The sequence below is a fragment of the Brucella sp. 22210 genome, assembly GCF_052045675.1.
Lineage (GTDB): Bacteria > Pseudomonadota > Alphaproteobacteria > Rhizobiales > Rhizobiaceae > Brucella.
The window spans coordinates 21345-44009 of sequence record NZ_JBQEPD010000027.1 but is presented as its reverse complement, the minus strand read 5'-3'; the positions used below and the strand labels follow the sequence as shown (position 1 = coordinate 44009).

Below are 22665 nucleotides of genomic sequence, written 5' to 3'. Positions count from 1 at the left end.
TCAGGCGCTTAACTTGGCCCATTCTGGCGCGGTGCTGTCGTCTTCGAGGCCACCGTTGCGGGCGAATTGTTCCAGCGTCATGGAATCGAGAACGCCAGCAATGGCTTCGCGCACGAGCAGCATTGACCGGCGCACCTGACAGGCGCGGTGATCTTCGCAATCTTCGCAGGGCTGATAGGCCATTCGGCTTGCGCAGCGGATGGGTGCAAGCGGTCCGTCGAGAACGCGGACCACCTGGCCTATCGTGACATCGGCTGCCGGTTTGGAAAGGCTATAGCCGCCGCCGGGGCCTTTCTTGGAGCGCAGGATGCCATCGTTGCGCAGTTCCAGAAGAATGGCGTCGAGAAATTTCTTGGAGATATTATTCTTGGAAGCAATCTCGGCGACGAAAGCGCTTTCGCCGGGTTCAAGCAAGGCAAGATGCGCCAGTGCTTTCAAACCATATTTGCCCTTCTTCGTCAGCATGAACACTCCACGGATAGTCGCCAATGGCTGGTTGCGCATGCTTTTGCACGAAATCGAGCGAATAGATAGTCTATTTACAGGTAATAGACCCCGATGCGCTTCCCGCCGATGATCTCGACTGCGATATCCATATCGTAAATGTCGCTCAGAATTTCCGGATGGATCAGGTCGCCCATGGGCCCAATGTGTTGCCCAATTAAAGAAAAAACACTGCCATAAGCTAAAAACTGGCGGCTGGTCGCAGCCCGATACGACAAGACCCAATATCCCTGCTTCGGCTTCGTCACAATTGCTGCAGTCGGTTTATTGATAGTTCTAGTCCACTAGCGCTAGTTATTACCGGAGACGTATGGTTGACTGCGGGCAGGTTCTACTAAGACGAGGGGAAAAACCAATCCGTATGGATTGGCGATAACCTCGATCGGACATTCATTGTTCGGCACCAGCAGACCTCTGTTGTCCCCCGATCGCTTTGCTGTCTGAGGTAAGGAAATTACCCACAGGATCAGCGCCCAGCACAAAAACGGCTGCGCAGCGATAATAAGATATATGACCTTGATATCATCCATATCTTATCGTTGCAGAGAGGCGGGGCGTCATAAAGAAATGCGTCGCTACGCGGTGTCAGAAATTTTAGATTTAATTTCTTTTGGCCGGTTTCTCGCCGAAATGGAGATTTTCTATCAGCAAGTTCAGTGCTCCATTTAGATTGTACGTGCTGTTTCCCGTAAGCGGAACCGGCACGAGCTTTTCTGTCCTTGTCGGGATAACCGTTTCGTTTCTTCCTTGTTGTACCCAATGTTTCGTTAGCTTGCATTTTCGGAATGGATTTTCTTCACTGAGCGCAAGTTTGAAAATAGAATACTTTTTTTATAGAAAATATCGATTAACCTTCCATCAAGCGCGAGTTTAGGCCTGAAAATCTGCTCGGCGAAGCTATTAAGGGCCGTGTGACGATCAACGGAAGCAGAGGTTGCAACCGCTGTCCGAAATCGCCACTTCGACGAGGGGATTACGATGAAATTAGCGACTTTCAGTGTCATTGCGACACTTGCATTATCGGTTACGGCTGCGGCGCATGCCGAAACGGTGAAGATAGGGGTTGTGCCGGGGGCTTACGCCGAAACGGTCGAGGCGCTTATACCCGAAGCGAAAGCAGCCGGTATTGAAATCCAGCCTGTCGAATTCACCGACTGGACCACGCCGAATGTTGCGCTGGATGCCGGGGATATCGATGTCAATTATTTCCAGCATCGTCCGTTTCTCGATAATGCGATCAAGGACCGTGGCTACAAGCTGAGTGACGTTGGAACGGGCATTCTTGCCAATATCGGACTTTATTCGCTCAAGCACAAAAGCTTCGATGAGATACCGGAAAATGGAAAAGTCGCGATTGCCAATGACCCGGTCAATCAGGGGCGCGGCCTGCTGTTGATCGAGAAGGCCGGTCTGATCAAGCTGCGGGAAGGCGTCGGCTTTCAGGGCACGCTTGACGATATTGTCGACAACCCGAAAAACCTCACCTTCACCGAGGTTGAGGGTCCACAATTGGCGCGAGTAACCGGCGATGTCGATCTGGCGCTCGGTTATCCGCATTTCATTGCCGCTTCCGGCCTGTTCGATCCAGGTTCAGGACTGCTCTATTCGGGCATCGATGACCGTCGTTTTGCGATTTTGTTCGTGGTCAAGGAAGATCGCAAGGACGACCCGACGCTCAAGAAATTGGTAGAGCTTTATCAGCATTCGGATGCTGTCCGTCAGGCTGCCGACAAGGCCTACCATTCCAACGGCAAACTCTACACGCTCTCATGGCAGCACTGAGCGGAGAGGTTTTCGGAACGGCGGCAAAGCCGATACGTTCCGCAGCAATAGAGGGGGCGACATCGGCCGTCGCTCCTGCGATCCGCGCCGGTTCGGTCACTTTCGAACGCCTGAGCAAAACCTACGTCTCGTCCGTGGGTTCGGTGAATGCACTTGAAGCAATTGATCTTGCGATCCCGGCCGGTGGCATATTCGGCATAATCGGTCGAAGCGGGGCAGGAAAATCCAGCCTGCTTCGAACGATCAATCGCCTGGAGGAGCCAACAGAAGGCCGCGTCCTCGTCGATGGACAGGACATCGGGCGTCTGGATGAAAACGGACTTGTTGCGTTGCGCCGCCGTATCGGCATGATTTTCCAGCATTTCAATCTCTTGTCCGCCAAGACAGTCTGGCAGAACGTGGCACTTCCTCTGATAGTCGCCGGGGTGCCGAGACCGCAAATCAACGAACGGGTGGACGAAGTGCTGGCTCTGGTCGGTTTGGAGGGCAAGCATAACGTCTATCCGTCTCGTCTTTCCGGCGGGCAAAAACAGCGCGTCGGCATTGCTCGCGCGCTTGTGCACAAGCCCGAAATCTTGCTGTGCGACGAGGCAACATCGGCACTCGATCCGGAGACAACGCTTTCCATTCTGCAACTGCTGAAGGATATCAATCGCAGGCTGGGATTAACGGTCGTTCTCATCACGCATGAAATGAGCGTTATCCGCGAGATTTGCGACAATGTTCTTGTTCTGGAAGATGGCCGCATTGCCGAGAAGGGACCGGTCTGGGAGGTCTTCGGCGCACCGCAACATGCGGCTACGCGCGCCTTGCTGCAACCGCTGAAGCATGACGTGCCCGACGATATCGCGGCTGATCTTGAGACCTCGCCCGTTAGGGGCGGTGAGACGGTTCTGGAAATTCGCTATACGGGCGGGGAACGAGCCGGTCCGGACCTTTCGCAATTGGCAACGGTGCTCGGCGGCTCTCTCAGCCTGCTGCACGGTTCCATCGATCGCATCCAGGGTCATGCCCATGGAACGCTTCTGATCGCGGCGAGGGATGTTGCTCATGAAAATATCGACGCGCTGCGAGGGCAGGTCGGCAGCGTGAGGATACTCGGTTATGTCCGCCGCAATGTATAGCCGCCTCTGGCTGGCATTTATCGATACGGTGCACATGGTTGGTGTGTCCGCATTGATCGCGCTTGTGATCGGAATTCCCATCGCGGTGTTTCTGGTTGTTTCGTCACCCGGCGGCTTCTTCGAGGCGCCAAAGTTGAACCGGATCATTTCTGCTGTCGTCAACGGATTTCGCGCCACGCCTTTCATTGTCCTTCTGGTGGCGCTGTTGCCGCTGACCCGACTTGTGACGGGTACCACGATTGGCGTGTGGGCAGCCATTGTTCCCCTGTCGATCAGCGCGACGCCATTCTTTGCGCGTATCGCGGAAGTCAGCCTGCGCGAAGTGGACAAGGGCCTGATCGAGGCTGCTCAAGCGATGGGCTGCCGCAAATGGCACATCGTGCGTCATGTGCTGCTTCCTGAAGCGCTTCCCGGTATCGTCGGCGGTTTTACCATAACGGTCGTGACCATGATCGGCGCTTCGGCGATGGCGGGCGCCGTCGGAGCCGGCGGGCTGGGCGACATGGCTATCCGTTATGGCTATCAGCGGTTCGATACGACCGTCATGCTGGCCGTTATCGTAGTGCTGATTGCCATGGTCACAATCGTGCAGTTCGCAGGTGACTTTGCGGTGCAGCGATTGCGTAATCGATAGATGAACGAGGAGAATTGAATGGGCAGGAAGAGCATCGTCGCGGAGCGTCGCGCCAATCATACCAGACGCCCCTCGCCCGCAACGGCGGTGCGCCCGATTGTAACGGACGAAGAGGCTATTGACGCAGCCGAAACGCTGGCACGCCGTTTTGGCAAGAATGCGGCCCTGCGCGATAAACACCGCGTTCTGCCATGGGATGAAATCGAAGCCTATAGCGCAAGCGGCCTGGGAACCATTACCGTGCCGAAAGCCTATGGCGGCCCCGAACTTTCCTTCGTAACGCTGGTTCGCGTGTTTGAAATTCTCTGCACCGCAGATCCTTCGCTCGGGCAGATTCCGCAAAACCATTTTGGCGTGCTGGCGCTTTTGCGCGATCTCGGTTCGGAAGAACAAAAACAGCGCTTCTATGCCGATGTCCTTAAAGGAGAGCGGATCGGTAATGCGGGTCCCGAACGGGGACGCAAGTCGATCAGCCATGTCGCGACACGTGTAACAGCCAAGCCTGGAGGATTAAGGCTCACCGGACAGCGATTTTACTCGACGGGCGCATTGTTTGCACACTGGATTCCGACGCGCGCTATCGATGACGAAGGCCGCCCCGTGCAGGTGTGGGCTCGTTTCGACGCCCCGGGACTGACTGTCATTGACGACTGGTCGTCCTTCGGTCAGCGTACGACAGCGAGTGGAACGGTGGAATTCGATGATGTTCCGATAGAGCCGATACAGGTCGTGCCCGTCTGGCCCGCTGCCGATCAGCCGGGGCTATGGGGGCCGATTTCCCAGATTATTCAGGCGGCAATCGACGCGGGTATCGCGCGTGCCGCCATCGACGAAACAATGGCTTTTGTCCGTGACCGCGCGCGACCCTGGATGGATTCGGGCCTAGAAAGAGCTGCGGACGATCCGACCATCATTCATGAAATCGGGCATCTGGAGACGGAACTGGAAGCAGCACAGGCGTTACTGCATCATGCTGCCGGTATTCTGGACGCATTGAGTGTGCAGCCAGTCACTGCGGAAACCAGTGCAAAAGCCTCGGTTGCCGTGGCTGAGGCGAAAATCCTTACGACCGAAATCGCGCTCGAAGCCAGTGAAAAGCTTTTCGACCTTGCCGGATCGAGCGCCACGCGTGCAGCGCATGGGCTCGACCGGCATTGGCGCAATGCGCGGGTGCATACACTGCACGATCCGGTGCGCTGGAAATGTCATCTTCTCGGAAATTATTATCTGAATGGTGCCCTCCCGGTACGCCATCAATGGAACTGATAAAGGTGGACGAAGCGATGAATGCACGGTCTCAACCAGCCACGCATGCAGCACCCGAAGCCGCTGCACGGCCCACTTTGATAGCCAGCGATGGCGAGGCGATCACCGCAGCCAGACAATTGGCGGTCCAATTTGCCCGCACCGCGAGCGCGCGTGATGCCGGGCGATTGCTGCCCTGGAGCGAACTGGAAACATATAGCGCCAGCGGCTTTTGGGGGGTGACCGTGCCGCGGGCCTATGGCGGAGCCGAAGTTTCCACCGTTACCCTGGCGCGGATCATCGCGATCATTGCTGCGGCAGACGGCTCGCTGGCACAAATCCCACAGAACCATTTCTATGCGCTCGAAGTGCTGCGCGTCGGCGGTTCGGAAGAGCAGAAACGGTTTTTCTTCGAGCGGGTGCTGGCCGGCGATCGCTTTGGAAATGCTCTTGCCGAAATCGGTAAGCGCGATTTCAAGCGCCGTACCCGTCTGGTTCGTGATGGGACGAGTTGGTACGTTCACGGCGAGAAATTCTATTGCACCGGCGCAATTTACGCCCACTGGATTCCCACCCTGGTCTTGGTCGAAGAAGGCGGCGAAGATGTGAGCTATCTCGCATTTATCCCGCGCAATGCAACGGGCGTATCGGTTATCGACGACTGGGACGGGTTCGGGCAGCGTGTGACGGGGAGCGGATCCGTCCTTTTCGAGAATGTGCAAGTCGAGCCAGACTGGATCGTGCCTTTCAAGGCTTCGTTCGATCGCACGACGACCATCGGCCCCCACGCCCAGATCATGCACGCTGCAATCGATCTCGGTATTGGCTTTGGTGCATTTGAAGAAACATTGCGTTTTGTTCGCGAACGATCACGCCCATGGCTGGATGCGAATGTCGAGAAAGCTTCCGACGATCCGCTCCTGTTGCACCAGATCGGCCATGTTCGCGTGCGGCTGCGGGCAGCCGAAGCCCTAGTGGAGCGCGCCGCTGCTTCGGTGGATGAAGCGCAGCAGGCTCCGGATGAAGACAGTGTTGCCCGCGCTTCGATTGCTGTGGCCAAGGCTCGCATCCTCACGACCAAAGCGAGTTTGCTGGCAGCCAACAAGCTGTTCGAGCTTTCGGGCACTTCTTCAACGCAGTCGGAAGACAATCTTGATCGTTATTGGCGAAATGCCCGCACACATACGCTTCATGATCCGGTGCGCTGGAAATATCAGGCGGTCGGAAACTTTCACCTGAATGGCAAGCGTCCACCGCGCCATGGCGCGATCTAGAGCATGTCTCCCAAAAGCGAGAACCGACTTTTGAGGTAAAGACATGTGTAAGAACAAATAGACAGAGCATTTAATTCGAAGATGTCCTGGTTGGTGACAACAGCAATGAAAAAGCAGATTCTTCTAAACGCTTTCAATATGAACAGCGTGGGGCACATCAATCATGGCCTGTGGGCGCATCCGCGTGACAGGTCAACCGACTACAAGAAGATCAGTTACTGGACGTCGCTCGCAAAGACGCTCGAACGCGGATTATTCGACGGAATTTTTATCGCCGACATTATCGGTGTCTATGACGTCTATCAGAAATCGGTTGAGCTGACTTTGAAGGAGTCGATCCAGCTTCCGGTCAATGATCCGTTGCTGCTGGTCTCGGCCATGGCCGCAGTAACGGAAAATCTTGGCTTCGGCATCACGGTCAACGCCAATGCAGAGCCGCCCTACACATTTGCACGCCGCATTTCCACGCTCGATCAGCTGACCGATGGGCGCATAGGTTGGAATATCGTCACCGGATATCTGGACAGCGCCGCACGTGCTGTAGGGCAGGGCGCGCTGACCGCCCATGACACGCGCTACGATAGGGCTGAGGACTATCTGGAAGTGCTCTATAAGCTCTGGGAGGGAAGCTGGGAAGACGATGCCGTTCGCGTCGACAAAGCTGCGCGCATCTATGCCGATTTTGCCAAAGTCCGGCCGATCCATCATCAGGGAGCGTTCTATCAGGTTGAAGGCTATCACCTCTCGGAACCGTCCGTTCAGCGGACCCCTGTTCTTTATCAGGCAGGAACGTCCGGCCGCGGTCGGCGGTTTGCCGCCCGGCACGCCGAATGCATTTTCATCACGGCTACGGACAAGGCGGCTGCCCGTACGACGGCAAGGGCGTTACGCGAGGCGGTTGTTGCAGAAGGCCGAAAACCAGACGACGTCAAGATATTCATCGGAATTTCCATCATTCCGGGACGAACCGAGCACGAAGCGCAGGAAAAGCGCCGGGAATATTTGAGCTATGCCAGTCCGGAAGCGGGACTGGCGCATTTTTCGGCCAGCACGGGTATCGATTTCTCGCGATACGATCTGGATGATGCAATCGAATATGGAACATCGAATGCGATTCAGTCGGCCACCGAATTGGCGCAGACGAAACGCTGGACCAAGCGCGACCTTCTCAACGAACTTGCGCTCGGCGGGCGTTATCCGTTGATTGCCGGTACAGCATCCGTCATCGCTGATGAACTGGAAAGCTGGATCGACGAAGGTGAAATCGACGGCTTTAATCTTGCCCGAACTGTGACGCCGGAATGCTATGAAGATTTTGTCGATCTGGTTGTGCCGGTTCTGCAGGAACGTGGCTGTTACAAGACCTCCTATGGGACTACCAGTTTGCGCAACCGGCTCTTCGGTGCTGGCAGCCGTTTGCCGGACTATCATCCCGGCGCGAGCTTTCGAACGTTGAAATAAAATCAAAAGTGTTAAAGTGCTCGATAGCTTCCACTAGTATTTAGGTGAGAAAACAAAAATACAACCCTGAGGCACAACCGATCTCATTGCGCTCGCCGCAGCTGATGCCGAGGAAAGTCGCTGATAATACAGGAAGCCAGACCCTTGTACTCGTCGTCGAATTTCATGCGCCGGTTTCCAAAGCCTTGGCATAGCCGGTGTTTCCGGCCAGAATGACGAAATCCACCAGCAGCTGAATACCGTGTTTCAATCCATGGCCCATCGCCAATTTCTTCCTTCTTCACTACAAACATCTCTCCGCCGCTGATCATCGAGAGCTTCCCACGCCATCGTAACATAGCGAGGCATCGCCATGTCGATCAGCGCATGGAAGACGGCCTAGGGGAGAGAGCTGCGTCTGGTCTCCAATTAAGCCGACGCCTCCTACCCCAGTGTTAATATTGAGGTGCTTGGTTTGGCGGTACGGGCAGGCCATTAAAATCCCAGACCATTTTAACAGGGGCACGTCATGCCCGCGGTTGCAATTTCGCACATATCCCTTCGATTATATGTTTGAAGCTGACGGACGCTCGGTTGGAAATATAATCTATCAATTTTATATAAAATAGAAAGACAGGTTGTTCTCTTTTTGATTCTGCATGTTGAATTCCGCCTTTATCTGAACCACTTTTCCATTTCGCTCGCGTCCCGTAATAAGACAGAAAAATGTGTATTCCCATACACTTAACTTCAAGAAGCTGGATCCGGGACAAATGGAAAAGTGGTTCAATTCGTGCCGCAAATCAACATGCCAGCATGTCTTCGACCATGCGAAAGCTTAGCGGAAACCGGAAATACAACCACACTGCTTCGGCAATAATCTCAGGCGGAAAGCGGTGGCGGTGGTAAAGCGAGGAGCGATTGTCGTGCATGCCTCTTATCAACTGCTGAGACTTACATCAAAGTTAACGTTACGGTGCCGTCGAAGGACAGATCAACAAGCTGAAGCTTCAGGCACGGTTGATCGGCGCAATGTCAAAGAAGCAGTCATCAAATATGCATCGGACCCAATATTCCACGCAGAAACACAGAAGGGGAAATTCAACCCACCTGCAGTGATTACAAGGCTCACGGACGTGCCGAGAAACAAAGGAGCAAGAGATCCAGGCGGTTTATTCAGCTGGTCAGGGTGTCGCTCTCTGTATCTCACATAGCTGATGCTCATGGTTCCTCGCGAATTGACATTTCGCTCAGCTTGGTATGAGTCTGCGTGTGACGCCGTCTGAAAAACTTCTCACACTCTGCCCCTGTCACGCGGAGTGCAGATACCTCTCTTAAAATGAAATACCAGCATGGGGCTTTAAATGAGTTGCAACGGCGCGGTCGAGCGCTTCGATTGCCCGTTGAGCGCCCTTTATACGACCAGTTGCCGCCAGTGACAATGCAGAGTTCGCCCCGAAAACGAGTTCGGATACTGCGTCCACTCCCAACGTGATTGACGGGTCTTCGCCATTTTGCCTTACCCCCTCTCCATTGATCGTCCACACGCCATTATTCTCGGAGATCTGTTGGTCTTCAATCCGCAGAACCACATCTTGAGTAGCGTTATAGCTACGAGCGTTTAGGAATTTGTGCAAGTCCAGCGGTCTTATCCAGCTCTCATCGCGGAGTTCCGACGTTTGCACAGCCCGCAGATTCTCGACAAACAAAGGTAGCGGATCGTCAACCGGTCGTGACGGCAGAATAACCTTGTGAAGGATATCCTGGGAAAATAAGTGGCCGATTAGTGCGCGCCAGGCGTCGTCGTCGTGAGCCACCATATCATCGACAATTGCTGTTCTTTGAGTGGAAGTAAACCAGTTCTCCGATGATTGAATATGAAACCTTATATATCCCCGTTCGGCGCCCTCAGACCCAACCACCGCCGCATGGTGAGGTGCGGATGCCTTTCTGGTACGTAACTCCTGTATTCTCCACCATGCGTTCCAGCGTGACAAGGTTGCTGCCCGTGGTTTCGGAATCGCTTTGGCAATTCTCTGGAACAATTCAAAGCTCTCAACTGCATCGACAATACGTAAATCACTACGCCGTTCAAGTTTTGGCCGTCCACCATTGGAAAGGTCAACTTCCTGCCGAACAGACCAAGACGCGATTCCGTATCCGTAGCGTCCATAGATGCGAGCGTCGGATGCACGCAACCCCGCGACAACATAACCTTGCGCATGAGCGCGTCTCAATTGCTCGCTCAGCAGCGCGCGGGCAATACCGTTGCGGATCTGGGTCGGGGCGACACCAACGTGCGTCACTGCGAGGTGACTGACGTAATTGCCGCCGGGTAGGGCAACAGAACCGTCATAACCATTGACCACACCCTGCAGTTCACCGTTGATAAATCCACCGAGCGGCGAACCGCTCTCCAGATAGTCGGTTTCGGCCTTCGCATCGGCGTGACCGATGTCTCCAATGCCAAGCATGGCCTGACGAAACTGGGCAAAGGCCTGTCGCTTTTCTTGCGTGCTGGTAAGGGCGCGAACCAATATGGGGCGGGTCTGTTCAGTCATGTGGAGTATCCCGAAAATTGAAAGCAGCAAGGCACGCGCCCCGCATTATAAATGGGCAGCCGTCTTTGGTGTCCTGTCAGGGCAGGACACCTGTCTCTACATCACTACATCGGGGCCAGCAGACCACGGGCTTTCAGGCGGGCGGCAGCGCCTTCACCGAAATGCCAGGCCTCTTCCAGATGCGGCTGGCCGGAGAAGATGAAATGATCAAACCCTGCCTTGTGGTAGGTCTCGACCAGGTCTGCCACCTGCTCATGGCTGCCGACGAGCGCGGTTCCCGCACCACCGCGCACGAGACCGTAACCCGACCACACACCGGGATGGATTTGCAGTTCACGGGCTGATTTTGGCGGTCCATCCCGTTCGGCATGCAGCGCCGTCATATGACTTTGGCCAACCGATTCCGATTTTGCTGCAAGGATTTTGGCGTTTGCCACCTGATCAGGGGAAACCCAACCGAGTAGCTTGTCGGCGACCGCCCATGCCTCATCCTCGGTCTCGCGGGAAATCACATGCAGGCGAATACCAAATTTCAGGTCACGACCTTTGGCCGCCGCCTGTGCTATCAGCTTCTTGATGTTCTCGGCTTCCAACTCAGGCTGGCGCCCCCAGACCAGATAGACATCGGAATACGATGTGGCGACCTCGGTTGCCGCGCCACTTGCACCACCAAAGAAGATCTGCGGCAGGCCGTAAGGGGCAGCATTGATGCGCGCTTCGCGTATGTCGTAATGTTTGCCGTTGAAGGAAAACGGTTTTTTCGCGTTTTCATCGGAGACGCCGCGCAGCACCTGAATGAATTCTGCAGTCCGCTCATAACGGGCGTCATGATCAAGGTGGTCGCCAAACCGTGCCTGTTCAAACCGATCACCACCGGTCACCACGTTGAGCAGCAAACGACCCTGCGTCACCCGCTGAAAGGTGGCAGCCTGATGCGCAACAAGGGTTGGCGAAATCAGACCCGGACGAAAGGCAACCAGAAATTTCAGCCGTTTTGTCTCGGCCGAAAGGGCCGCCGTGGCAATCCATGCGTCTTCGCACCATGAACCGGTTGGGGTCAGCACGGCGTGAAAGGGCTGCGCTTCGGCCGCGCGTGCGACCTCGCCAAGATAGGCGAGGGTAGGCGCACGGTAACCGCCGGCAAAATCGATCAGGTGGCTGTCATTGCCGGAACCGGTCAGGCCGCGACTGTCACCATTGGTTGGCAGATACCAGTGCAGATGAATTTTGCCACTCATGACCGGATCTCCGAAACGACGGATGAAGGCCGCTTCTGTCGTGAAGAAAAGCTGTTGTGTTTCATGCGAAGTCTCGTTGTGTGAAGGAAGGAACCCGGTGGACTGCCTCATCGCGCCGGCCAGGTACGGAGGCGATGAGGGTGCGGGCATAGTCTGATTTTGGTGCGCGAATAAGCGCATCGGCGGGGGCAACCTCGACAATCTGACCGCGTTGCATCACCGCAATCCGGTCGGCAATCGACACGGCGACCCTGATGTCATGGGTGATGAACAACATCGCTAGGCCAAAGTCCTTTTGCAGCTCGGTCAGTAGTGTCAGAACCTGCGTCTGCACCGAAACATCCAGTGCCGAAACCGGCTCATCGGCCACCAGTAATCTGGGCTGCAACATCAGCGCACGCGCCAGCGCGATACGCTGTCGTTGGCCGCCCGAGAAGGCGTGCGGTTTGCGGTCGGCGGCGCTCAAATCAATGCCCACCCGGCGCAAAAGCTCGTTCATGCGCGCCTCTGCCTCATCCCTACTGACGCCGAAATGCCGGGCAGCCTCGGTCAGGATGCGACGTATGCTGTGGCGCGGATTGAGAGAGGATTGCGGGTCCTGGAACACCATCTGCACCAGCGGGCGTCGCTCGCGGGTAAACAGGTCCTTGGCGTTTTCAATGTCATCTCCGGCAAAGCGGAAGGTGCCGGCATCCCGTTCAATCAGCCCAGTAATGACTTGACCGAGCGTTGATTTGCCCGAACCGCTTTCGCCGACCAAAGCAAGCGTTTCACCCTGCCGCAGCAGCAGGTCTACGCCACCAAGCGCTGCCACCGGTTCCCGTGTTTTGCTGAGCAGACGGCGGGAGGCGGCATGGGTTTTGCGGATGCCGTCAAGCTGCAGTAGAACGGCACCACCGACCGGTGGGCGATGTCTGTTGTCATCAAGGTCGGGCACGGCTGCCAGCAAGCGGCGTGTATAGGGGTGCTGCGGCCGCGCCAGCAGATCAGGGGCGGTGCCAGTCTCAACGATTTCGCCGTTCTGCATGACCACGATACGGTCGGCAATGTCGGCAACCACACCAAAGTCATGGGTGATAAACAGCACGGCAAGGCCGCGTTTTTCGCGCAGATCAAGGATCAGTTTGAGAATTTCCGACTGGGTTGTGACATCCAGCGCCGTGGTCGGTTCATCGGCAATCAGCAGTTCCGGTTCGCAGGCAATGGCCATGGCAATCGCCACGCGCTGCCGCTGCCCGCCAGACAGTTCATGCGGATAGCGCTGGCCGATCGTGTCCGGCTCCGGCAGCTTCATGGCGGCAAACAGTGCAGCGATCTTGTCCTTAGGTGCAGGAAAACCGTGCGCCTCAAGCGTTTCCGTCACCTGCCGACCAACCGTCAACAGCGGGTTGAGGGCAGTCATCGGCTCTTGAAAAATATAGCCAATGCGCGTACCACGCAGTCTGCGCAGCTGTACCTCATTGAGAGAGAGAACATCCTGGCCGTCAAAGGACAGAGCACCGCCGGTAACCTTCAATATGTTGCCTGGCAGCAGACCGGCAATGGCTGACGCAAGCACTGATTTGCCGGAACCGCTTTCGCCGACGATGCACAGCACTTCGCCGCGTTTGATCGACACCGTGGCGTTGGACACAGCAAGAGATCGATCAGCCCCTTTGGGAAGGGCAATGTCGAGCCTGTCTATGGCAACAAGTGGGGTGCGTTTCTGGCTCAAGGCTGATGCCTCCCGGCATGTTTGGGGTCCAGCCAGCGTTCCAGCCCATCACCAACCAGATTGAAGGCGAGCACAGTCAAGAAAATTGCCAGCCCCGGCAGGGTCGACAGCCACCAGTTGACGCTGAACGAGGTTCTGCCGGACGCGAGCAGGAACCCCCAGGACACGGAGTCGCGACTGCCAAGGCCAAGAAAGCTGATGCCGGATTCAATCATCACAGCACCCGCAATCAGCAGCGAGGCCTGCACCATCACCTGCGGCAGCACATTGGGCAACACATGCAAAAGGGCAATGCGGAGATGCGACAGGCCACTGATCCGCGCAGCGCGCACCCAGTCGAGACGCCGCAGCGATAGCACTTCTGCCCGCACGATCCGCACGATGGGCGGCCATGAGATCAAAGCGATTGCAAACACGACGGTCCAGCGGGTGGGCGAGAGAATGGCAACGATCATGATCGTCAGCAGGAAACCGGGGATTGTCTGGAAAAACTCGGTGATGCGAATGATCAACTCGTCAACGATCTCGCCAAAGTAACCGGCCAGCAGCCCGAGCACGACACCGAGGCTGACGGCAAATGCAACGACACTGACGGCTACCGCCAGCGTTGCCCGGCTGCCATGCACGAGACCGGCGGTCAGGTCACGCCCCAGCATATCGGTACCAGCGGGAAAGCCAGGCGAGAGGGGCGGCAGGTTTGGCCGCGCCACCATACGCCATGGATCGCCGGGATAGATCAGATCGGCAAAGATCACCAGAATTGCCAGTGCGGCCAGCACCGCAAATCCAAAGATCACAGGTGGTCGGAGCAGGGGATGGTTTGGCCAGCTGATCATACCGTTCCCTCCCGCTCAAGGCGCGGATCGATCAGCCGATAGGCGGCATCAGCAATAAGATTGGCAAGGATCACCCCGAAGGACGAAACGATGAATACGGCAAGAAGCACGTTATAGTCACGGGTGGTAAGCGCGTTGAACGCCAACCTGCCAATGCCCGGCCAGGCAAACACCGTCTCGACAAGGATCGAACCGCCAATCAACTGGCCGGCCTGCAAGCCGGCAATGGTGATGGTCGGCAACAGGGCATTGCGCAGCAGATGGTCGCGCCAGATCCGCCAAGGCGAGAGGCCCTTGGCGCGCGCCGTGCGAATGAAATCCATGCCGGACACCTGAAGAAGTGCGGTGCGCGATACCCTTGCATGGATCGACATATGGAAAAGCCCAAGCGTCAGCACCGGCAGCGCCATATGGGCCAGACGGTTGACAAAGGCCGGCCACCCGCCTTGCGAGGCGATGGAGGCTGTTTCCATACCATAGGAGGGCAACCAGCCGAGTTTGACGGCAAAGATGATGATGAAGACGAGGCCAACCCAGAACATCGGCATGGCAAAAAATGCCACCGAAATGGTGGTGATGATGCCATCCAGTGCTGAACCCGGCTTTCGGGCTGCAAGCGCACCCAGCGTCACGCCGAGAACGATCGAGAACAGAAAACCGCTGATCGTCAGCACAAGTGTTGCCGGAACCTTCTCCAGCACAATGTCGATCACCGGCCGCTGGTCGCGGTAGGACAGTCCAAAATCGAAGGTCGCGACACTCTGCAGATATCTCCACATTTGCAGATAGACCGACCCATCCAGCCCGAGATGGCGGCGCAGGTCTTCGACAAAGGCGGGGTCACTGCCGCCCTGATCTCCGGCCAGAATAAGCGCCGGATCACCCGGCGCCAGACGCAGCAGCAGGAAACTGCCAACGACCACAAAAAGCAGGGTCAGCAGAGCCTTGGAAAGCCGCAACCCAATCGCATAGACGGTTACGGCAGCCCGGCCCCCCTGCGTCGTGTTTTGCCTCGCTGCCATCACTTCTTCAGCCAGACATTCGCAAAATTGTCATCGGTGCCGAGCGCCGTGGTGATCAGGTCCTGAACCTTGTCGCGGTAGAGCGTCGGAAAAACGATGTCATGGGTCCATACCATCGGCACTTCATGCGACAGGATTTTCTGAACCTGGGAATAGATCTGCTTGCGCTTGGCATCGTCCTGCTCATGCGCACCCTGATCGAGCAGGGTATCCACCACCGGGTTGGAATACCCGTTGATGTTGCCGCCGGTGCTGCCGGCATTGTCGCCCTTGACGGTCGTGTAACCGTAGGAAATGCCAATGCCCGGATCGGCCGTGGTGTAGACGAAGTTCTGGGCAATATCATAATCGAAGGTGGTCAGGCGTTTGAACCAGCCGGCAACGTCAACTGACTGGATTTCAACCTTGATACCAACCGCACCCAGCGCCTCACGCAAATATTCCGCCTGCCGCGACCACAATTCACCATAGGGCAGAGGCACCAGCTTCAGCGTGAAACGTGTGCCATCGCCACCCACCTTGTAACCGGCCTCGTCCAGCAGGGCTGCGGCCTTTTCCGGATCAGAGGGGTAAGTCGTCTCGACGCTTGCATCCTTGTAAGCCGACAGGCTGGAGAAGGGGCCGTTGATCGGTTTGCCATAACCAGCAAAGATCGTGTTGATGATGAAGTCGCGGTCAATCGCCTGGGTGATGGCCTGACGGACCGTCCGGTTGGCGAGAACCGGATTGCGGTTGTTGATATGCACATAACCGATCGGCTGCAGGAACTCCCAACCACCTTCATTGACCGCAACACCCTCAAGTGCAGAAAGGCGCGGAATGTCGAAATTCTCGACATCACCGGAGCGCAGCACGTCGACCTGTCCAGTTTCGAAGGCAATCGAGCGGGAGTTCGCATCCGGCACGATCTGGAAATCAATTTCATCGAGATAGGGTTTGCCCGCATCCCAATATTTGTCGTTACGAACCAGACGGATGATGCTGCCCTTTTTCCACTCCGAGAACTTGAACGGACCGGTGCCGATAAATTCCGAATTGGCAGGTGCGGCGCGCAGATCGGTTACGCCGACATATTTATGGGCCGGGACGATCGCCACATTGAGCGACCACAGGAAGGCCGGGTAGGGCGCCTTCAGCGTAAAGACAACGGTCAGATCATCAGGCGTTTCGATGTGGTCGATCTGCGCGCTGAGGTCTTTTGAACGTGCGTGCTGGATCGGCAGGAAGTCGCCGATGCTGAAGGCAACATCCTTTGACGTGAAAGGCTCGCCATCATGCCAGGTAACGCCGGGGCGCAGCTTGAACGTATAGGTCTTGCCATCGGCGGAAATCTCCCAGCTTTCCGCCAGCCGCGGAATAGGTTTGATGTCCCTGGCGGAATAACCAAGCAGCGAATCGTAGATCTTGTTGCCAACAAAGGTCGCCGGACCCAAGCGGTTGATGCCGGGATTGAGCGAGATGGGCTCCGGCTGGACAATCAGGTTCAGTGTGCCTCCGGTCTCCGCCGAAAAAGCCGTGGACGCGAAGGCCAAGCCGACAATCGCTCCAGTTAATCCAAGCGCAAATGATCTCCAGTCGCGAGCAAACATCTCTTGATCCTCAATTCTATAGTTTTAGTAGATATGATCGAAAAAGGGATCAAAGGTGCGCTGCTTCTGTTCTAAATTTGGGCCGAAAAATGAAATTCTTCTATCGTTAAGTGGTGAAGGCATGATTGCGCAGCGCCGCTTGTGAGCAAGAGCGAACAAAAGTTAGCGGAAGCGTATTCCCCATACGGTGTGTGAGGCGGACAGATATTTTCCCGAACGCGCGGAGTTTGGAACTTTGCGACACTCGCAGAATTTTCGAAATCTATAAATATTATAGACATTATCAATTAAGGTTGTTCCAATGAAATCTTATTCTCACTGCTCAGCACTGGGACGTGTTGCATCGAGCCTTGCCATTATCGTTTCGCTTGGGGGAGAGGCGCTGGCAGGTGAGCCGCAATATGGCGGTACGCTGCGCATTGCTTCCCTGCAGGCAGATCTCGATGCCTTTGATCCGCTGACGGGTTACAGCACCGATTCCTGGGAGATCCTGCGGGCAGTCACCCGCCAGCTGGTCACCTATCCTGGCGCATTCACCGATATCAAGGACGATACCAAGCTGGTGCCTGACCTTGCCAAGTCCTGGGACGTGTCGGATGAAGGCAAGACCTACACCTTTCATCTGAAAGACGATGTGTTCTTTTCCGGCCCCATCGATCGCAAGATTGTAGCAGGCGATTTCGTATATAATATCAAGCGCTTCTGCGACCCGAACAAGCAGGTCGCAGCCATCAACTACTTCAATCTGGCGATATCAGGCTTCAAGGCCTATTGCGAGGAGTTTGCCAAGGTTCCACCAGGTGATCTTGCCGCAACCAAGGCATTCATCGATTCCCACGAAATCTCTGGCGTCAGCGCCCCTGATGACAAGACACTCGTGATCAGGTCGGATTCAAAAAACTACGACTTCCTCAACATTCTCTCGATGAACTTCGTGTCGCCGCTGCCGCCGGAAGTCGCGTCGAAATATTTCCCTGACTCTGCGGAGTTCCGCAAGAACTTCCCCTCCAGCGGTCCTTATTACGTGGATAGCTATCAGGATGGCCAGAAGCTGGTGCTGAAAAAGGCCAAGGGCTTCAAGGCCGAAAGCGACGAAGCCCGCAAAGCCTATGTCGATGAGATCATCGTTGATTTTACCGCCAACAGCGAAGACAGCATCGTCCAGAAGATCGAAGCGGGTGAGGCGGATCTGTCGCTTTATCTCGACACACCGCCAAGAACCGCAATCAGACGTTTCCAGACCCAGAAGGCGGAACAGCTGCATTCGTCCAACAGTGGTGCGGCCAACTTCATCACCTTCAACGCTCGCCCGGAAGCCCAGAGCGACGGCGCCAACGCGCTGAGAAAGCTGGAAGTGCGCCAGGCTCTGACCTATGCCGTCAACCGCGCCCATCTGGTGCAGGTACAGGGTGGCCCGATTGCCGCCGTGCCGCTGTCGCAGATCATCACCTCGACCATTCTCGGTCACGAGGCGTTTGATCCGTACCCGACCGAAGGCAACAAGGGTGACGCGGCGAAGGCCAAGGAGTTGCTGGCAAAGGCCGGTTACCCCAATGGCGTGAAGTTTGATGCAATCTACCGCACCACCGCCCAGTTTGAGGCAATTGCCGTTGCGGTGAAGGAAGATGTCGCTGCCGCCGGTATCGAGCTTAACCTGATCCCGGTTCCGCCAACCCAGTGGTATGCCTTCATTCAAGACGCCAAGAGCAGATGGGATATTTCGCTTGGTGGACAGTTCGCGCCAGACTGGCAGGGTCCAAGCACCCGCATGCTTCTGGGAGGCTGGCTCAACTCGGATGCTGCACCTTGCGGCACCGGCAATGTCAACTCTATTTGCTACAGCAATGCCGAGCTGAACAAGCTGGCCGCTGAGGCATTCCCTTCGGATGACCCCGGTCCGATCTGGGCCAAGGCTGACAAGATCGTCTCTGCCGACATTCCGTGGATCCCGCTGTTTGAAAAGCGCAAGATCGCCATCACCTCAGACCGCATTACCCACTGGGCATGGTCTTCGCTGGCTGTTCAGGCGGATATCACTAACATCGCAGTGAAGAAATAAGTCCGATGAGCGTCTTCTCCGTACACGATTTGCAGGTTCGTTTTGGCACCGTCGAGGCTGTCAGAGGCGTATCATTTGATGTCGAAGCGGGAAAGACGCTGGCCATCGTCGGCGAGTCCGGATCGGGCAAGAGCACCAGCCTGCTGGGGGCGGCTGGTCTCCTGCCAGCCTCGGCAAAGGTGCGCGGCAGTGTTCTCTACCGTGGGCGGGAGATACTAGGTGCGTCACCGGCGGTGTTGCGAAAGATAAGGGGGGCCGAGATCGGCTTTATCTTTCAAGATCCGCTGAGCAACCTTCATCCGCTCAAGACGATTGGCGACCAGATCGGTGAGGCGATATCGGCTCATCGATCCATCGGCAAAAAGGAGAAGCGCGAGCGTGTACTTGCGCTTCTCCACGACGTTGAAATATCGAACCCGGAAAAGCGGCTGGATGATTATCCGCGCCATCTCTCGGGCGGCATGCGCCAGCGCGTGATGATTGCCATTGCCATTGCGCTGAACCCCGGCCTGATCATCGCCGATGAGCCGACCACGGCGCTCGATGTGACTGTTCAGGCCTCGATCCTTGATCTGCTGCGACGTTTGCAGGAGAGGCACGGTACCGCACTGGTCTTCGTCAGCCATGATCTGGCTGTCGTGTCCGATATCGCCGATGATGTGGTGGTGATGCGAGACGGTCTTGTGGTCGAACGTGCCGCCGCCGATGCCATCTATGCCACGCCAAAACATTCCTATACACGCGAATTGCTGAGTGCAGCACGGCTGGATGGCCCAAGAACTTATACACAGCCACCTGCGGTCAGCGCAAGCCAGTCGCTGCTTGATGTGGACGGTCTCAGCCGTTCCTTTGTTGCAGGCCAGCCGGTCCTGGAGGACGTAACGTTTTCTATCGCCAAGGGCGAAATTCTCGGGCTGGTTGGTGAATCCGGTTCTGGAAAATCAACCATTGGCCGGCTGATTGCCGGTCTTGATCGGCCGGATGATGGCTCCATTGCACTCTCCGGCACCAATTATGCACGGGCCGGCCGCCCTACCACGCTGACCGGCGCCGCACGCCGCGACATTCAGGTGGTGTTTCAGGACCCTTACGCCAGCCTCAATCCGCGTCGATCCGTTGAATCCATTCTTGGCGACAGTTTCGTCATCGCCGGTGAACGCGACCGCACGCGCCTGCGCCAGCAGGTTCACCAATTGCTGGCAGAGGTGGAACTACCGGAGGCCATCGCCAGCCGTTTCCCGTCGCAACTCTCGGGTGGTCAGCGGCAACGTGTTGCCATTGCACGGGCAATTGCTTCACGGCCATCGCTCGTTGTCGCGGATGAGCCGGTGTCGGCACTCGATATCACCACTCAGGCCAAGATCGTCGAATTGCTGCGCCGTCTGCGAGATCGCATGGGAATTTCTTTCCTGTTCATTTCCCATGATCTCGCTGTGGTCGGTGAATTATGCGATCGCATCATCGTGCTGGAGAAGGGGCATATCGTTGAGGCTGGCCCAACCGGGCGCATCTTCGAACGTGCCGAACACACCTACACAAAACGTTTGCTGGCCTCGATGCCCGGCAGCAAACGGCAACCCGTCAATACAGTTGTGAAGGCCGTGTCCTATGTCGGTTGAGATCATTGAGGACGCACCGCGCCGTCACTGGTTGCCGGAATTTGTCGGCGTCTTGTGGCGTGAGCGAAGCGTGCGGGTTGGCGCCATCATCGTTTTTGCAGTGCTGGTCGCAGCGGTCTTGGCGCCACTGGCTGCCTATCTGACCGGGCATGGCCCGACGGACCTGTTTCCGGATGTGGCGCTGGATGAAATGGGCCTGCCGGTTGGCCCATCCTGGGCCTTTCCGCTGGGCGCTGATGGAAATGGCCGCGATGTGTTCGTGCGCACACTGTTCGGCGCGCAGATTTCACTGCTGGTCGGTATTCCCGCGACCACGGCTGCAATGATCATCGGCACGTTGATTGGCATGATCAGCGGTTTTCTGGCGGGCCGGGTCGATCGGATCGTCAGTCAGGCAATCGATGTTGCCATGTCGTTTCCCTTCGTCGTCACTGCACTCAGCCTGTTGTCATTGAACAGGGGCGAGCAGGGCATGCCGTTGATTTCGCCTGTCGTTGTGGTCATTTTGGTGATTACGCTGTTTTCGTGGACCTACTTTGCCCGCCTGACGCGCGGCATGGTGCGGGAACTGCGCTCAAGTCCGATGATCGAGGCATCGCTGGTGGCGGGCGCTTCAAAATCCCGCATCATCTGTCTCGATATCCTGCCCAATATCCTGCCGACCCTGCTGGTATATTGGGCGGTGCAACTTCCGGCCAACATAGTGGCGGAGGCCACCTTGTCGTTCCTCGGTGTGGGCATTCAGGCACCGGTACCAAGCTGGGGCAACATGATTGCCGAAGCCCAGCGCACCTCGCTTTATCAGGACCAGCCCTGGTTTTTGGCCGGACCCGCTCTTGCGCTTTTTCTCACCGTGGTCGGCTTCAACACCCTGAGTTCCGGTTTGCGAACCGTGCTCGATCCGCATCAGAGGCGTTTGTAATCCATGACCAGAAACTTCATTTCAACCGTGTTTCGGTCCGCGTCGACACTCGTCATCGTACTGATCCTGTCTTTCTTCATCACTCGCATTGCCTATCGTAATCCTGCGGCCATGCTGGCGCCACGCAACGCCACGCAGGAAACCATTGACGGTGTGGCGCGGGCCTTGCGCCTCAACGAGCCATGGTACGATCAGCTGTGGTATTACCTGTTTCGTGGTCCTGACATTCAAGGCGCGCCGATGGGCTTGATGCACTGGCCACCGGCGCTTGGATTTTCGTTTCGCAAGCAGGCGCCAGTCACCGATCTCATTCTGGCAAAGGCCCCGGTGACCATTTCGCTGGCACTTGGCGCACTGGTCATCTGGATGGCGATCTCCATCATTTCTGGCGTTGTTGCCGCCCGGTGGCATGGCCGTTTCATTGATCATGTATTGGCGCTTTTTGCCTATGTCGGCCTGTCGATCCCGACATTCCTCAGCGGCATTCTGATTTCCTATTTTTTCTTTTATCAACTGACCAACCATGGTTACAGCTGGTTTCCGAGCAGCGGTTATGTGCCCCTGACGGAGAACGCGCTGGAATGGGCGCGTCATCTGGCATTGCCCTGGGCAACGCTGGCCATTGCTGAAATCGGCATTTTCCAGCGCATCGTCAGGGCAGGCATGCTCGATGTTCTGGGCCAGGATTATATCCGCACCGCCCGCGCCAAGGGGCTCAGCGAAAGCCGCATCTACCTGTCGCACGCCTTAAAGGCGGCCCTCAATCCCATCATCTCGCTGGGTGGGCTTGAGCTTGCCGTGATCATGGGCGGCGCAATCGTCACGGAAACGATCTTCGGTCTCGATGGTATTGGCCGGATGGCGATTACCGCCGCACTGGACGGCGATTTTCCGCTGGTCATCGGCACGACTATCTTTGCCGCATCCGTTTTTGTGGTTTGCACCCTGATCGTTGATTTGGTCGCGCAATGGCGTGACCCGAAGTGATCCGACGTGACCCGGCCAATCCAGTCCGATGCGCTGATGCCGGCGCTTAACCCCTCAAACCCGACAATCCTGCAGATGGCCTTCAAGGCTCGTCGCCAACACAACAGACATTCGC

Annotated in this window: 17 protein-coding genes and 2 pseudogenes; 10 read left to right on the top strand and 9 right to left on the bottom strand. The window is 56.5% G+C overall.

Annotated features, from left to right (window positions below):
• Window positions 1-465, bottom strand: coding sequence for an Rrf2 family transcriptional regulator (locus tag ACTJKP_RS21970; RefSeq protein ID WP_078338419.1), 465 nt, complete (start codon window positions 463-465; stop codon window positions 1-3).
• A gap of 74 nt (window positions 466-539) precedes the next feature.
• Window positions 540-638: pseudogene (locus ACTJKP_RS21965) on the bottom strand (iron ABC transporter ATP-binding protein); the annotation flags it as partial.
• A gap of 844 nt (window positions 639-1482) precedes the next feature.
• Between ACTJKP_RS21965 and ACTJKP_RS21960 the strand changes: the two are divergent.
• From ACTJKP_RS21960 to ACTJKP_RS21935, 6 genes are all read left to right on the top strand, one after another.
• Window positions 1483-2286, top strand: coding sequence for a MetQ/NlpA family ABC transporter substrate-binding protein (locus tag ACTJKP_RS21960; RefSeq protein ID WP_440632166.1), 804 nt, complete (start codon window positions 1483-1485; stop codon window positions 2284-2286).
• Window positions 2274-3410, top strand: a complete 1137-nt coding sequence (locus ACTJKP_RS21955) for a methionine ABC transporter ATP-binding protein (RefSeq protein ID WP_440632165.1) — start codon at window positions 2274-2276, stop codon at window positions 3408-3410. Before ACTJKP_RS21960 ends, ACTJKP_RS21955 begins: the two co-directional genes overlap by 13 nt.
• Window positions 3391-4044 carry a methionine ABC transporter permease gene (locus ACTJKP_RS21950; protein ID WP_199057988.1) on the top strand — a complete coding sequence of 218 codons (654 nt, stop codon included), beginning with the start codon at window positions 3391-3393 and terminating at the stop codon, window positions 4042-4044. The genes ACTJKP_RS21955 and ACTJKP_RS21950 overlap by 20 nt, the downstream gene beginning before the upstream one ends.
• A gap of 18 nt (window positions 4045-4062) precedes the next feature.
• Window positions 4063-5310: an SfnB family sulfur acquisition oxidoreductase gene (locus tag ACTJKP_RS21945; RefSeq protein ID WP_440632164.1), complete on the top strand. Its 1248-nt coding sequence runs from the start codon at window positions 4063-4065 to the stop codon at window positions 5308-5310.
• Entirely contained in the window at window positions 5301-6563 is a 1263-nt protein-coding gene (locus ACTJKP_RS21940) for an SfnB family sulfur acquisition oxidoreductase (protein ID WP_440632163.1), read from the top strand. The genes ACTJKP_RS21945 and ACTJKP_RS21940 overlap by 10 nt, the downstream gene beginning before the upstream one ends.
• 105 nt (window positions 6564-6668) lie before the next feature.
• Window positions 6669-8024: an LLM class flavin-dependent oxidoreductase gene (locus tag ACTJKP_RS21935; protein ID WP_440632162.1), complete on the top strand. Its 1356-nt coding sequence runs from the start codon at window positions 6669-6671 to the stop codon at window positions 8022-8024.
• Window positions 8025-8812: 788 nt separating this feature from the next.
• Here ACTJKP_RS21935 and ACTJKP_RS21930 read toward each other — a convergent pair.
• The 7 genes and pseudogenes from ACTJKP_RS21930 to ACTJKP_RS21900 form a co-directional block, all read right to left on the bottom strand.
• A pseudogene (locus ACTJKP_RS21930) lies at window positions 8813-8935 on the bottom strand (IS6 family transposase); the annotation flags it as partial.
• A gap of 402 nt (window positions 8936-9337) precedes the next feature.
• Complete coding sequence (locus ACTJKP_RS21925; protein ID WP_440632161.1) at window positions 9338-10564, bottom strand: GNAT family N-acetyltransferase; 1227 nt, start codon at window positions 10562-10564, stop codon at window positions 9338-9340.
• 104 nt (window positions 10565-10668) lie between these two features.
• On the bottom strand, window positions 10669-11802 hold the full coding sequence (locus tag ACTJKP_RS21920; protein WP_440632160.1) for an LLM class flavin-dependent oxidoreductase: 1134 nt from the start codon (window positions 11800-11802) through the stop codon (window positions 10669-10671).
• Window positions 11803-11863: 61 nt separating this feature from the next.
• On the bottom strand, window positions 11864-13516 hold the full coding sequence (locus ACTJKP_RS21915; RefSeq protein WP_440632159.1) for a dipeptide ABC transporter ATP-binding protein: 1653 nt from the start codon (window positions 13514-13516) through the stop codon (window positions 11864-11866).
• Window positions 13513-14352: an ABC transporter permease gene (locus ACTJKP_RS21910; protein WP_440632158.1), complete on the bottom strand. Its 840-nt coding sequence runs from the start codon at window positions 14350-14352 to the stop codon at window positions 13513-13515. Before ACTJKP_RS21910 ends, ACTJKP_RS21915 begins: the two co-directional genes overlap by 4 nt.
• Entirely contained in the window at window positions 14349-15374 is a 1026-nt protein-coding gene (locus ACTJKP_RS21905; protein ID WP_440632157.1) for an ABC transporter permease, read from the bottom strand. The genes ACTJKP_RS21910 and ACTJKP_RS21905 overlap by 4 nt, the downstream gene beginning before the upstream one ends.
• Window positions 15374-16906 (bottom strand): ABC transporter substrate-binding protein, encoded by a 1533-nt coding sequence (locus ACTJKP_RS21900; RefSeq protein ID WP_440632156.1) that lies wholly within the window; start codon window positions 16904-16906, stop codon window positions 15374-15376. The genes ACTJKP_RS21905 and ACTJKP_RS21900 overlap by 1 nt, the downstream gene beginning before the upstream one ends.
• Before the next feature lie 358 nt (window positions 16907-17264).
• Between ACTJKP_RS21900 and ACTJKP_RS21895 the strand changes: the two genes are divergently transcribed.
• The 4 genes from ACTJKP_RS21895 to ACTJKP_RS21880 are packed head-to-tail and all read left to right on the top strand — an operon-like array spanning window position 17265 to window position 22550.
• The gene (locus tag ACTJKP_RS21895) at window positions 17265-19022 is read left to right on the top strand and encodes an ABC transporter substrate-binding protein (RefSeq protein ID WP_404573386.1); all 1758 of its coding nucleotides are present in this window, start codon (window positions 17265-17267) and stop codon (window positions 19020-19022) included.
• Window positions 19023-19027: 5 nt separating this feature from the next.
• The gene (locus tag ACTJKP_RS21890; RefSeq protein WP_440632155.1) at window positions 19028-20641 is read left to right on the top strand and encodes a dipeptide ABC transporter ATP-binding protein; all 1614 of its coding nucleotides are present in this window, start codon (window positions 19028-19030) and stop codon (window positions 20639-20641) included.
• Complete coding sequence (locus ACTJKP_RS21885; protein WP_440632154.1) at window positions 20631-21563, top strand: ABC transporter permease; 933 nt, start codon at window positions 20631-20633, stop codon at window positions 21561-21563. The genes ACTJKP_RS21890 and ACTJKP_RS21885 overlap by 11 nt, the downstream gene beginning before the upstream one ends.
• Window positions 21564-21566: 3 nt before the next feature.
• Window positions 21567-22550, top strand: coding sequence for an ABC transporter permease (locus tag ACTJKP_RS21880; protein WP_440632153.1), 984 nt, complete (start codon window positions 21567-21569; stop codon window positions 22548-22550).
• Window positions 22551-22665 lie beyond the last annotated feature (115 nt).